The sequence below is a fragment of the Pusillimonas sp. NJUB218 genome (assembly GCF_003788685.1).
Taxonomy (GTDB): domain Bacteria; phylum Pseudomonadota; class Gammaproteobacteria; order Burkholderiales; family Burkholderiaceae_B; genus Neopusillimonas.
Genome location: NZ_NQMK01000001.1, coordinates 284,227 through 296,629 on the forward strand (window position 1 = coordinate 284,227; position 12,403 = coordinate 296,629).

Here is a 12,403-nt window from a genome sequence, read left to right on the forward strand (position 1 = left end):
CTTTCCGCGTAAGCCAGCCTGGCGACGCGGGGGGCGATGTAGCACCCGAAAAGCAAAAAGCCCGAACGCGTGATGCATTCGGGCTTTTTTAAATTTTGGTGGCCTGGGGCGGAATCGAACCACCGACACGCGGATTTTCAATCCGCTGCTCTACCAACTGAGCTACCAGGCCATCTGGTGAAGGCAGAATAATACACCAAAAATAAATTGTGTGCTTTGGGCAACGCTTTTTATTTTAAATAAATTGTCTTTATCCTTAAACGTAACTCGGGGATCAGGGTTTTCCCCTTGCCCGGGTATAATGACTGGTTGTGTCGGTTTGCTGTTTTTGACAGCCTAATTATGTCAGTAGACGTTATTACCTTCGGTCTAAATCACGTCTCGGCGCCGGTATCGGTGCGCGAACGTGTCTCTATGCCGCTTGAGGTTCTCAAGCCGGCTATCGATGGTTTGCGCTCGGCGTTTGGCGCTTCGGTCAAAGAAGCCGCCATTTTGTCTACCTGTAACCGCACCGAAATTTACTGCGCCGCCGAGCCGCATGTGTCGGCGGGTCTAGCCGACTGGCTGGCCGAATTCAACAAGCTCGAATCGCGTAGTCTGCAGCCGCATCTATACCAGTACCAGCAAAACGAAGCTGTGCGCCACGCGTTTCGTGTGGCCAGCGGGCTCGACTCCATGGTTTTGGGCGAACCCCAAATTTTGGGCCAGATGAAAGATGCCGTGCGCGCCGCCGAGCAGGCCGGCTCGCTGGGTACCTTGTTACATCAGTTATTTCAGCGCACCTTTTCTGTGGCCAAAGAGGTTCGGTCGCAAACGGCAATTGGTGCGCACTCGGTGTCTATGGCGGCTGCCGCGGTTCGCCTTGCCGAACGTGTGTTTGGCGATCTGTCGCAAACCCGTGTGTTGTTTATTGGCGCGGGCGAAATGATCGAGCTCTGTGCGACCCACTTCGCAGCGCTCGAACCGGCGCAAATGACGGTTGCCAATCGCACGGCCGAGCGCGCCGAGGCCTTGGCATCGCGTTTCATGGCTAAAACCATGAAACTGTCCGACCTGCCTGCCTCGTTGGCCGAGTTCGATATTGTTGTCTCCTGTACGGCAAGCTCCTTGCCCATTTTGGGCCTGGGCATGGTCGAGCGCGCCACCCGCATTCGTCGTCACAAGCCCATGGTCATGGTTGACCTGGCAGTGCCTCGCGATATCGAAACCGAAGTCGGGCGCCTTGATGACGTATACCTGTATTCGGTCGATGACCTGGGCCGTATGGTGCAAAGCGGTACCGATGCCCGTCGTGCAGCGGTTGTGCAGGCCGAAGCCATTATCGAGACACGCGTTCAAAACTTTATGCATTGGTTGCACAACCGCGAAATTGTGCCCACCATCGTCGATATCCATCAAAAAGCCGAAGCGCTCAAAGATGCCGAGCTGCAACGCGCTCGCCGTTTGCTGGCCAAAGGCCAATCTCCCGAAGCCGTGCTCGAGCAACTCGCACACAGCCTTACTCAAAAATATATCCACGGGTCGCTTGCCGCCCTGAACCGTAGCGAAGACACCGAGCGTCAGCAATTGCTCGACTTGCTGCCCCGTCTGCTGCCCGACGCCGAACGCCGCCGTTAGCGACCTTCCTGGTCCTTTGCTGCGCCGCGCCTTCCAACTCTTCTTTTTCGTTTCCCTATGAAAGACTCCATGCGCGATCGACTCGAGCAGTTTGCTCGTCGACTCAAAGAAATTGATGCCATGCTTGCCGAGCCCGAGATTGCCGGCAATATGGACAAGTTTCGCCGCTTGTCACGTGAGCGTGCAGAGCTTGAGCCTGTGGTGCGCGAATTCGAAATTTACGTTTCTGTCGAAGGCGACATGCAGGCTGCTGCCGACATGTTGGCTGACCCCGACATGCGTGACATGGCCGAAGAAGAGATGAAGCTGGGCAAGGCGCGTATTGCCGCCCTGGAAGACAGCCTGCAGGTGTTGTTGCTGCCCAAAGACCCTGACGATGGTCGCAGCGTGTTTCTGGAAATTCGGGCAGGTACGGGGGGCGACGAAAGTGCGCTGTTTGCCGGTGACCTGTTGCGCATGTATACCCGTTACGCCGAATCCAAAGGCTGGAAGGTTGAATTCATGTCTGAAAGCCCGTCAGAAGTGGGGGGCTACAAAGAGGTCATCGTGCGCCTGGATGGCGATGGCGTTTACGGCCAGTTGAAGTTTGAGTCCGGCGCTCATCGTGTCCAACGTGTACCCGCGACCGAAACCCAAGGGCGTATTCATACCTCGGCGTGTACGGTGGCTGTATTGCCCGAAGCCGACGAGGTCTCCGATATCGTGATTAACCCGTCAGACTTGCGCATAGATACCTTCCGCGCCAGTGGGGCGGGCGGGCAGCACATCAATAAAACCGATTCGGCTGTGCGCATCACTCACTTGCCCACGGGTCTGGTGGTCGAATGTCAAGACGACCGGTCACAGCACCGCAATAAAGACAAAGCGATGCAGGTTCTGGCCGCGCGCCTGAAAGACCAGCAGGTCCAAGCGCAGCAAAGCAAAGAAGCGGCAGAGCGTAAAAGTCTGGTGGGTTCGGGTGACCGATCCGAGCGTATTCGTACCTACAACTACCCGCAAGGGCGGGTGACCGATCACCGCATTAACCTGACGCTGTATAAGTTGGGTGCCATTATGGAAGGCGATCTGGACGAATTGACCAATACCTTGCTGGCTGAACACCAGGCCAATTTGCTGGCTGCCATGAGCGAGGCCTGAGCGGCATGAGTTGTGCGCGCGATCTGCTTCGCGATTCACCTTTGCCGCGCCTTGAAACGCAGATGTTGTTGCAACAGGTGCTGGGCGTTTCGCGTGCCTGGCTGGTAGCTCACGACACCGACCCTTTGGCAGACGACACCGTCGCCACGATTCGTGCGTTGATGGCCCGACGTGAGGCGGGCGAACCCATGGCTTACATTCTGGGCACCCGCGAATTTATGGGCCACGATTTTCAGGTATCGCCGGCCGTGCTCATACCGCGCCCCGACACCGAGGTCCTGGTTGAAACGGCACTCGAAATGCTGCAAAGCTTGTCTTTGGTACGGCCTCGCGTGCTTGACCTGGGGACGGGAAGCGGGGCGATTGCCGTATCTATCGCTTTAGCTTGCCCACAGGCCTGCGTTACCGCAACAGATTCAAGCCCAGAGGCGCTGCATGTCGCCCAGGCTAATGCAAGGCAACTGGGGGCTGTAGTGCAGTTTTTCGAAGGTAATTGGTACCAGGCGCTGCCGGCCGCGACCACCCCTTTCGATTTAATTGTTTCAAATCCGCCGTATATCCGGTCCGACGATACGCACTTGGCCCAAGGCGATTTGCGCTTCGAGCCGCGCGGCGCCTTGACAGATGATGCTAACGGTTTGCAGGCCCTTGTCAGAATCATCGAAGGTGCGCCGACCTGGCTGGCGCCAGGTGGGGCACTCTGGCTCGAGCATGGCTGGGATCAGGCTGCCGATGTTAGGCAATTATTGGTTCAACGCGGCTTTCAACGGGTCGAAAGTCGTTGTGATCTGGCCGGTATCGAGCGGATTTCCGGCGGCTATTTATAATAGACACAATTCCACTGTTTAGAGGGCACCATGAGCGAAGTTCAAGATTTCATCCGGGAAACGGTTACCAGTAATCCCGTTGTGTTGTTCATGAAGGGTACGGCGCAATTTCCGCAGTGCGGGTTCTCCGGGCGTGCCATTCAAATTCTGAAGGCGTCGGGCGTGACCAAGCTGGTTACCGTCAACGTGCTCGAAGACGAAGAGGTTCGCCAGGGCATTAAAGAGTATTCGAACTGGCCGACCATCCCCCAGTTGTATGTTGCTGGCGAGTTCATCGGCGGCTCCGACATTTTGGCCGAAATGCACGAGTCCGGCGAACTGGTCACTGCACTGAAAGAAGCAGGCGCACTTGGCTAACAAGCGTCGTCTGGTTATTGGCATTACCGGGGCTACGGGCTCCATTTATGCCGTGCGCATGCTGCAAACGCTGCGCGAAAAGGCGCCCGATATCGAAACCCATCTGGTTGTTTCGCCATCGGGCGTGCTGAACATCAAGTACGAGCTTGATCTTGATCGAAAGGCTGTGCACGCGCTGGCCGATCGCGTCTACAGCTTCCGCGACGTCGGCGCTACGCTGGCTAGTGGTGGGTTTGATACGGCCGGCATGGTTGTGGTGCCCTGTTCCATGCGTACACTGGCCGCTGTGGCGCACGGGTTTTCCGATAACCTCATTACCCGCGCTGCCGACGTCACCCTCAAAGAGCGCCGTCGGTTAGTGCTTATGGTTCGCGAAACGCCGCTGAATCTGGCGCACTTGCGCAACATGACGTCTGTCACCGAAATGGGGGGCGTTATTTTTCCGCCGCTACCGGCGTTTTATCATCACCCCAAATCTATCGAAGAGATGGTCGATCACACTGTGGCGCGCGTGCTCGAACTGGTGGGCATCGACGTACAGGGCCCCCGCTGGGAAGGCACCTGACGCCATAGGCATTTAGCCCAGTTTTTGCAGGTCGCCCACTACGTTTAGCGGGATAACCTTATGACTATGGTTTGCAGGCACTTCGGTGTCGGTATCGCTATCGTCGTCACTGAACGCCGCTAAAGCATCGCTGAAGTCTTCGGTGTCAAACGCCTTGTCGCCCTCGTCATCTGCCGTGCCATCGGCTTTTAGGCCGGCAAAGTCAAAGATGCGGCTATCCATTAAGTGCGACGGCACGACATGGGCAAGTGCGGCAAATACATTCCACGACCGGCCGGGCAACTTGCGATCCCATTCGGCGATCATGCGGTTGATCTCCTGGCGTTTCAGGTTTTCTTGAGAGCCACACAAGGTGCACGGGATGATCGGGAATTCTTTGAGTTTGGCGTAAGCGATCAGGTCTTTTTCGGGCACATAAGCCAAAGGCCGGATCACAATGTGCTCGCCATTGTCCGATTTAAGTTTGGCGGGCATGCCTTTCATGCGCCCACCGTAAAACAGATTTAAAAAGAAAGTGGCCAAGATGTCGTCGCGGTGGTGGCCCAGCGCAATTTTTGTGGCGCCCAGCTCTTTGGCGACGCGGTACAAAATACCCCGGCGCATGCGCGAGCACAGCGAACACATGGTTTTACCCTCGGGGATCACACGGGTCACTACTGAATAGGTGTCCTGGTTCTCTATATGGAAGGGTACGCCGATACGGGTCAGGTATTCAGGTAGAACGTGCTCGGGGAAGCCGGGCTGTTTCTGGTCGAGGTTGACCGCCACAATATCGAATTTGAACGGTGCGCGAGACTGATGGATAAGCAACAGGTCGAGCAGGCCGTACGAGTCTTTTCCGCCGGAAAGGCAAACCATGACTTTGTCGCCGGCTTCGATCATATTGAAATCGATGATGGCTCGGCCTGTTTCGCGGATCAGACGCTTGGTCAGCTTGTTTTCGCTGACGCTCATCTTGCGCGGGTCGCGGGGCGCGTCGACCGCGGTGGTGTCTGGGGTGGCTGTAGTGTTCATGGTGTTCAGGCCTGGCGGCTTCGTTCGACTGCGATGCCTACGGCAGCGCAGTCGGAAAACGCATTGGGTTTGCTGATACGCAGCTTGATATGCTTGATTTCCGGGAAGTCACGAAGCAGGCGCTCGGTCACTTGCTCAACCAGGGTCTCGATAAGGTGCACATGAGCCTGGGTGCACTCTTGCACGATGGCAGCACGCACCAGGCGGTAATCAAGCACCGTCTGGATATTCATGTCGTCGACAGGCTGGTGAATGTCGACGTCCAGCTCTACGTCGATGTGAAGGGGCTGGGTGGCGCGCAATTCGTGTTCCAGAATGCCAATATGAGCATCGAGGGCGAGCTGCGAAAAGTAGATCCGGCGGGTAAGCATGGGTAGTGGCATAGAGGTTGGCGGCGGCATGTTGCTGCGGCCAACGCAGGTTGGCGTAAGAAGACAGATTATAAGCAGCTAAAGTCGCGCTGCAGGCCAAGCAGGTGCTGACCCCCGTCGACCACGATAGACGTCCCCGTCATGCTGGGCGTTTCGGCCGCAAATAAAATCGCTCGGGCAATGTCTTCCGGGCTGCTGGCTTTGCCCAGCGGAGACAGTGCGTGTGTGCGTTCGAAATCGGCTTCGGATTGCATGTGGCTGGGCAGTGTCAGGCCCGGTGCGACACCTACGACGCGCAAACGGGGAGCGAAGGCTTGGGCCAGCATGGTGGTTGCGGCCTGAAGTGCGGCCTTGGTCAGAGTGTACGAAAAAAAGTCGGGGTTGTAGCTCCAGAGTTTTTGATCGAGCAAGTTGATAACAACGCCCTGGGCGTTGCTGCGGGTTTCGATATGCGCGGCCAGTTGTTGCGCCAGCAGTAGCGGGGCGGCCAGATTCGGCATGACGTGCGCCTGTAGCGACGCTACCGAGAACGTTTTTGGGTCATCGAATTCAAACAGCGAGGCGTTGTTGACGATGGCGTCGACCTGACCCAGGACATCAATGGTTTGTTTGAACACCGCCAGTGGGGCCTCAGGGTCGGCCAGGTCGCCGCCAACGGTAGTGCAGCGCACGCCTATCTGTTGTAGTTCGGCCAGCGTACGCTCGGCATCTACGCCCGAGCGGTGGTAATGAATGGCAACGTCCCAACCCGATCGGGCAAACTTGAGGGCGACTTCGCGGCCCAGGCGCTTGGCGGCGCCGGTAATCAGGACAACTTTTTGGGCTTCGGAACGATCAGTCATGGCGTGAATGCTATTTATTTACGCTTTAGTGCCCAACCTGCAGCGGCTGGGCTAAGGCATACGTTAAAGGTACGAAGTTCATCGCGGCGAAAGACGTGCACGACAACAGTGTCGTTGGCGTTGTAGGCGCGTAAAAGGCGATCGACGTCGCCGGCGTCGGCGACACGCAACCCGCCAATGGCGACCAACTGGTCGCCCGCCGACAGCCCGCCCTGGTGTGCGGCGCCACCGTTGATGACGCTGGCCAGTTCGATGCGCCCATGGCTTGTGCGCGTGCGCACATCGAGCGAAGGCGTGCTGGGGGTCGTTGTGCGTTCGAGCAAAATGCCGGCGTCGGCCAGCAGCGCCTGCAGCGGTACATCTTCGCAGTTGTCAACATAACGCGCCAGAAAGTCGGCAACATCGACGCCGCACGCCTCGTGTATTAATGAGGCCATGTCATCTTCATCAATACCTTCTTGGGTGCCTGTGTAAAAGTGCCGTCCGTAACGGCCCCATAGCAAGCGCATGACATCGTCAAGCGACGTCTGTCCGCCAGAAGTATGTCGTATGAAAAGGTCGAGGCCCAGGGCAATAAGCGACCCTTTGCTGTAGTAGCTGACCAATGCGTTGGGCGCGTTCTCGTCTTGCTTGTAGAACCGTGTCCAGGCGTCGAAGGAGCTGTCGGCAACCGACTGCCTCAGGCGACCGGGCGCCTTGGTGACGGTGTCGATTGTTTTGGCGAGCAGGTCGAAATACTTGGCTTCGTCGATAAGACCTGCGCGCAGCAGCATCAAGTCGTCGTAGTACGACGTAAAGCCTTCGGATACCCACAGCAGGCGACTGTGGTTTTCGCGATCGAGCTGGTAGGGCACGAATGCCGAGGGTTTGATGCGCTTGACGTTCCAAGTGTGGAAATATTCGTGGCTGACCAAGCCCAAGAAGTTAGTGTAGCCATCGGGAGCGTTGGTTTGCCCGGCAACGGGGAGGTCGTTGCGCGAAGTCATCAGCGCAGTCGAAGCGCGATGTTCGAGGCCGCCATACCCATCGCCAGTGACCATGGTCATGAACACATAACGGTTGCTGCTGTCCAGAAAAGGCGCCGCATGAGTCTCGGGTTCAAAAAAGCTGATCTGGGTCTCACATATTTTCTGGACATCTGCAGTGATGCGATCCAAGTCCAGGTTTGGGACGATGCCGGTAAATACGAGCTCGTGTTCGGCGCCATGGGCTTTGAACCGGGCGACTTTCGGCGTACCCATTTCAACGGGGTGATCAATCAGGGCGTCGTAGTCGGGGGCGCAATACAGCCCAAATCCGTGCCGCTTGGCGGCATTTGGGTAATGCGCGGCATCTGCTTCCGGCAAACTGGTATAGACCTTCCAGTCGGATCGGTGGGCGGGGGCTTGCAGGTCGACCAGGCAGTGAAGGTGTGTGTGGCCTTCGGGCGCCAGAAAAACGCTGGTGCCATTAAAAAAGGCATGCGTCTCGTCGAAGTGCGCGCCGCGAACGGATAGGTCCCAAGCGTAAACAGTGTACTGAACCGTTAGTGGGCCTTTGCAGGGCGCGCAGCGCCAACTGTGGTTGGTTGTTTTTTGGATGTCTACACGGCGGCCATTAACACTGGCTGCGATATGCACAATGTGTCGCGAAAAGTCGCGGATCAGGTAGCTGCCTGGAATCCACGCGGGCAGACTGAAGACTTGTCCGTCGGGGTTCGGGTTGTGCAAGGTCAGTTCGACCGAAAAATAATGACCGGCCGGGTCGGCGGGAATTAAGCGGTAAAGTAATGGTTTTGCATTCATAACGCATATATTACTTTGCAAGGAGTCAGCATGAGTGAGCCATTGGTCAAGGTCGAGACACGCGGCCGGGTCGGTCTTTTGACACTGAATCGCCCCAAAGTCCTTAACGCCCTGAGCAACGAGGTCATTGATGAGGTGGCCAATGCCATGAAGGCGTTTGATGCGGATGACGGTATTGGCGCCATTGTTATTACGGGCAGCGAAAAAGCTTTTGCTGCTGGTGCTGATATTGCCGCCATGAAAGACTGGTCTTACACCGACGTCTACAAGCAAGACTATCTGGGCCATCAGTGGGAGTACCTGCGTCGCGTGCGCAAGCCTATTATTGCGGCCGTATCCGGGTTTGCTTTGGGCGGCGGGTGCGAGCTGGCCATGCAATGTGACTTCATTATTGCTGGCGAAAATGCAAAATTCGGTCAGCCTGAAATCAAGCTTGGCATTATTCCGGGCTTTGGGGGTACCCAGCGTTTGCCGCGCGCAGTGGGCAAAGCCAAGGCCATGGATATGATTCTGACAGCGCGCATGATGGATGCGGCCGAGGCGGAGCGTGCGGGTCTGGTGTCGCGTGTCGTGCCGGCCGACCGAGTTCTCGATGAGGCGCTCGAGGCCGCCGCCGCCATTGCTTCGATGTCACTCCCTTCGGTCATGATGGCCAAAGAGGCGATTAACCGCGCCTACGAGGCACCGCTCAATGAGGGTCTTCTCTCCGAGCGTCGAAATTTTCATGCGTTGTTTTCCACCCACGATCAAAAAGAGGGCATGAACGCCTTCATCGAAAAGCGTCAGCCCCAGTTCAAACACGAATAGTGGGCAAAGGCCCGTCGGCTGTCATAGGCGGGCCACCTTACGATTTGCTTACGCTTAAAAAATAAAGTTATACTCTGCGGGTTTGACGCTTAACAAACAACGGCGGGAATGCGCGGGCAGGTTTGCGGTTACCCCAATAAGGTTTACCCCAACGTGTCATCCGCTAATCAGGTAAAATCCCCGGGCTCTGGTGCTGCAGTGCAGCTAACCGAAGCACAAAAAGCCAGCTTGCAGGCAAAGGCCAAAAAAGGTCTGCTTCGGGCCCTGGTTGCACAGGCAATCATGGCGCTTGTTGCAGTTGCAATATGCTGGCTGGTTGCGGGGGTGTATGCAGGCGCTTCGGCTTTATTGGGCGCTGCGGCTTACTTGGTGCCTAACGCGTTGTTTGCGTTGCGCTTGTTGGTCGGCCTGGTTATGGGTCGTCCTGCTAACCCAGCAGGGTTTCTGCTCGGCGAGCTCATCAAGCTAGGGGCTGCCGTTGCGTTGCTGGTGCTGGGTGTATATCTGGCTCAGGCGTGGCTAGTTTGGCCGGCGCTTATTTTTGGGCTGGTCATGGTACTTAAGGGCTACGTCCTTTTGCTAATGTTTAGCAAGTTGCCGTAGTGTGGTGCAAAAATTCATGTGCGATGTCGTCTCAAGCGGCATCGTGCTCGTTATATAGTCAACAGGGTAAGGGTTCAAATGGCTGCTGCTAGTGATATTTCGCCACAGTCCTATTATATTCAGCACCACTTAGTGCATTTGAATGGCCTCGGCGAGAAGCAATCGACAATCGCCGATTTCTCGGTCATCAACTACGACTCGTTGTTCTGGTCCATTCTTATGGGTCTTATTGTCGTGCTGGCCATGTGGTCGGCGGCGCGCCGCGCCAGTGCCGGCGTTCCAGGTCGCTTCCAGACCGCCGTCGAAATGCTTGTCGACATGGTCGCCCAAGAATCCAAAAGCATTATCCCTAGCGAATCAACGCGCCGCTTTGTTGCGCCGCTCGCGCTTACGATTTTCTTGTGGGTCATTCTCATGAATGCCCTCGATCTGGTGCCCGTCGATTTGCTGGCCTGGATCTTCAAATCTACTGGTGTTGGGGCCGAGCACGGCGACCCACTTTATTACCACCGTATTCTGCCAACAGCCGACCTTAACGTGCCTATGGGTATGTCCCTGGGTGTGTTGCTGCTCACCATTTACTACGGCATCAAGATCAAGAGCGGTGGCGGCTTCGTAAAAAGTCTGTTCACAGCTCCCTTCCATGCTCATGGCTTTGTTGGTCTGCTCCTCGTTCCGTTCAACGTTCTGTTGAACCTGATGGAATACGCCGCCAAAACCGTGTCGCTCGGAATGCGGTTGTTCGGCAACATGTTTGCCGGCGAATTGCTCTTCATGCTTATCGCTCTGCTGGGTGGTGCGTGGACAGGCTTTAATGGTGCAAGTATAGGTTTGGGTATTGGTCACATTCTGGCCGGTTCCGTGTGGGCAATCTTCCACATCCTTATCGTCATACTGCAGGCTTACATTTTCATGATGTTGGCACTTGTATATGTCGGTTTGGCTCACGAAGACCATTAATAAATTTCCGGCGCGGTTGCTCTCACCCGGGGGCAGCCGTTCGGGGCGCAAGGTTTTCTTGCAAAGCAGTTTTCTTTTGGCTTTTTGATTACACAAGGTTTTTTAACCAAGGAGTTGTTATGACCAACGTTGCTTTCGTTGCTCTGGCTTGCGGTCTTATTGTTGGCCTGGGTGCTTTTGGCGCCTCGATCGGTATCGCTTTGATGGGTGGTAAATATCTTGAAGCTTCGGCTCGTCAACCCGAGCTCATGAACGCTTTGCAAACCAAAATGTTCCTGTTGGCTGGTCTTATCGACGCTGCGTTCCTGATCGGTGTTGGTATCGCCATGTTGTTTGCTTTCGCCAACCCCTTCGTCGGCTAAGCAACAATACGCCCGCCAATACGGGTGGGCTAAGTAGTCGTAGGCAGTGCCGTAGGGCGCTGCTCGCGACTTGGACATTGGGTGTTTTGCAGCATCGCTGCGGGCACTTGTGGTATTAAAGGGACACGACCGTGAATTTAAACGCGACTCTCTTTTTTCAGATGATCGTGTTTTTTGTTTTGGGTTGGTTTACGATGAAATTCGTATGGCCGCCTTTGACAAAAGCAATCGAAGATCGCCGTCAGAAAATTGCCGATGGTCTTGCAGCTGCCGACAAGGGTAAGGCCGATTTGGCCCAGGCCCAGGCACGTATCAGTCTGATCGAGGCCTCTGCCAAATCCGAGAATCACGCCCGCATGCTCGAAGCTGAAAAGCAAGCCGCGGCCATCATCGACGAAGCTCGTCGTGAAGCCGAAGCTGAAAAAGCTCGAATCATTGCGCAGGCCAAGCAAGACGCCGAACAAGAAGTTCAGCGTGCGCGCGACGGGCTCCGTGCCGACGTTGCAAACTTGGCTGTTAAGGGTGCAGAACAGATTCTCAAACGAGAAGTCAATGCACAGGCACACGCCGAGCTGTTAAATCAGCTCAAGGCACAACTCTAATATTAGGGCAAGGCCATGGCTGAATTATCGACTATTGCCCGACCCTACGCCGAAGCGCTTTTCGCTACGGCCAAGGGCAACCAGGACGCCTTGGCATCCTGGTCGGGTTTGGTTAACGAGCTTGCCGAAGTGGCAAGCCTTGACGACGTGCGCGAAGCACTGACTGATCCGCGCCTCAGCAACGATCAGCGCATCGAACTGTTCACAGGGTTGATCAAATCACCCCTGTCAGATGCGGCACGTAATTTCATCGAACTGCTGGTCAAGAACGGGCGCATTTTGTTGTTGCCCCAAATTGCTCAGCAATTCGATCTGTTGAAAAACCAGTTCGAGGGCACCGCACTTGCCGAAATCACCAGCGCATTCGAGCTGAGCGATTCGCAGGTTCAAGAGCTTTTAACCGGTCTCGAGAAAAAGTTTGGCCTCAAGCTCAAGCCATCTGTCACCGTCGACTCCGCCCTTATCGGTGGTGTCCGCGTGATCGTTGGCGACCAGGTACTCGATACTTCTGTGCAGGCCCAGTTGGCCCGCATGCGCGACACGCTGGCCGCCTAA

At 56.0% G+C, this 12,403-nt stretch carries 15 protein-coding genes and 1 tRNA gene; 11 read left to right on the top strand and 5 right to left on the bottom strand.

Annotation, left to right across the window (positions count from 1 at the left end):
* Window positions 1-96 precede the first annotated feature (96 nt).
* Window positions 97-172 (bottom strand) — tRNA-Phe (locus CHR62_RS01330).
* A gap of 170 nt (window positions 173-342) precedes the next feature.
* On the opposite strand from CHR62_RS01330, the gene hemA reads away from it, so the two are divergent.
* From hemA to CHR62_RS01355, 5 genes are read left to right on the top strand one after another with little or no spacing between them, the layout of a single operon-like run.
* Window positions 343-1,617 (top strand): glutamyl-tRNA reductase, encoded by a 1,275-nt coding sequence (gene hemA, locus CHR62_RS01335; RefSeq protein WP_093969811.1) that lies wholly within the window; start codon window positions 343-345, stop codon window positions 1,615-1,617.
* A 57-nt stretch (window positions 1,618-1,674) separates the two neighbouring features.
* The gene (prfA, locus tag CHR62_RS01340) at window positions 1,675-2,754 is read left to right on the top strand and encodes a peptide chain release factor 1 (protein ID WP_093969810.1); all 1,080 of its coding nucleotides are present in this window, start codon (window positions 1,675-1,677) and stop codon (window positions 2,752-2,754) included.
* 5 nt (window positions 2,755-2,759) lie between these two features.
* Window positions 2,760-3,581: a peptide chain release factor N(5)-glutamine methyltransferase gene (prmC, locus tag CHR62_RS01345; protein ID WP_123659759.1), complete on the top strand. Its 822-nt coding sequence runs from the start codon at window positions 2,760-2,762 to the stop codon at window positions 3,579-3,581.
* Between the two features lie 30 nt (window positions 3,582-3,611).
* On the top strand, window positions 3,612-3,938 hold the full coding sequence (grxD, locus tag CHR62_RS01350; RefSeq protein ID WP_093969808.1) for a Grx4 family monothiol glutaredoxin: 327 nt from the start codon (window positions 3,612-3,614) through the stop codon (window positions 3,936-3,938).
* Window positions 3,931-4,503 carry a UbiX family flavin prenyltransferase gene (locus CHR62_RS01355; RefSeq protein WP_093969807.1) on the top strand — a complete coding sequence of 191 codons (573 nt, stop codon included), beginning with the start codon at window positions 3,931-3,933 and terminating at the stop codon, window positions 4,501-4,503. Before grxD ends, CHR62_RS01355 begins: the two co-directional genes overlap by 8 nt.
* A gap of 12 nt (window positions 4,504-4,515) precedes the next feature.
* Here CHR62_RS01355 and ttcA read toward each other — a convergent pair whose 3' ends face one another.
* The 4 genes from ttcA to CHR62_RS01375 form a co-directional block, all read right to left on the bottom strand.
* Entirely contained in the window at window positions 4,516-5,517 is a 1,002-nt protein-coding gene (gene ttcA / locus CHR62_RS01360) for a tRNA 2-thiocytidine(32) synthetase TtcA (RefSeq protein ID WP_093969806.1), read from the bottom strand.
* A 5-nt stretch (window positions 5,518-5,522) separates the two neighbouring features.
* The gene (folB, locus tag CHR62_RS01365) at window positions 5,523-5,888 is read right to left on the bottom strand and encodes a dihydroneopterin aldolase (protein ID WP_093969805.1); all 366 of its coding nucleotides are present in this window, start codon (window positions 5,886-5,888) and stop codon (window positions 5,523-5,525) included.
* 68 nt (window positions 5,889-5,956) lie between these two features.
* Window positions 5,957-6,730 (bottom strand): SDR family oxidoreductase, encoded by a 774-nt coding sequence (locus CHR62_RS01370; RefSeq protein ID WP_093969804.1) that lies wholly within the window; start codon window positions 6,728-6,730, stop codon window positions 5,957-5,959.
* Between the two features lie 14 nt (window positions 6,731-6,744).
* Window positions 6,745-8,514: a M61 family metallopeptidase gene (locus CHR62_RS01375; RefSeq protein ID WP_123659760.1), complete on the bottom strand. Its 1,770-nt coding sequence runs from the start codon at window positions 8,512-8,514 to the stop codon at window positions 6,745-6,747.
* A 30-nt stretch (window positions 8,515-8,544) separates the two neighbouring features.
* Here CHR62_RS01375 and CHR62_RS01380 point away from each other — a divergent pair, with 30 nt between their 5' ends.
* The 6 genes from CHR62_RS01380 to CHR62_RS01405 all read left to right on the top strand — a co-directional run bounded on the left by CHR62_RS01380 (window position 8,545) and on the right by CHR62_RS01405 (window position 12,403).
* Window positions 8,545-9,321 carry an enoyl-CoA hydratase gene (locus tag CHR62_RS01380; protein ID WP_093969802.1) on the top strand — a complete coding sequence of 259 codons (777 nt, stop codon included), beginning with the start codon at window positions 8,545-8,547 and terminating at the stop codon, window positions 9,319-9,321.
* 198 nt (window positions 9,322-9,519) lie between these two features.
* Entirely contained in the window at window positions 9,520-9,924 is a 405-nt protein-coding gene (locus tag CHR62_RS01385; RefSeq protein ID WP_233574791.1) for an ATP synthase subunit I, read from the top strand.
* Between the two features lie 78 nt (window positions 9,925-10,002).
* The gene (gene atpB, locus CHR62_RS01390) at window positions 10,003-10,884 is read left to right on the top strand and encodes a F0F1 ATP synthase subunit A (protein WP_093969800.1); all 882 of its coding nucleotides are present in this window, start codon (window positions 10,003-10,005) and stop codon (window positions 10,882-10,884) included.
* Between the two features lie 119 nt (window positions 10,885-11,003).
* On the top strand, window positions 11,004-11,246 hold the full coding sequence (gene atpE / locus CHR62_RS01395) for a F0F1 ATP synthase subunit C (RefSeq protein WP_093969799.1): 243 nt from the start codon (window positions 11,004-11,006) through the stop codon (window positions 11,244-11,246).
* Between the two features lie 131 nt (window positions 11,247-11,377).
* Window positions 11,378-11,848 carry a F0F1 ATP synthase subunit B gene (locus CHR62_RS01400; protein ID WP_093969798.1) on the top strand — a complete coding sequence of 157 codons (471 nt, stop codon included), beginning with the start codon at window positions 11,378-11,380 and terminating at the stop codon, window positions 11,846-11,848.
* A gap of 15 nt (window positions 11,849-11,863) precedes the next feature.
* Window positions 11,864-12,403 carry a F0F1 ATP synthase subunit delta gene (locus tag CHR62_RS01405; protein WP_093969797.1) on the top strand — a complete coding sequence of 180 codons (540 nt, stop codon included), beginning with the start codon at window positions 11,864-11,866 and terminating at the stop codon, window positions 12,401-12,403.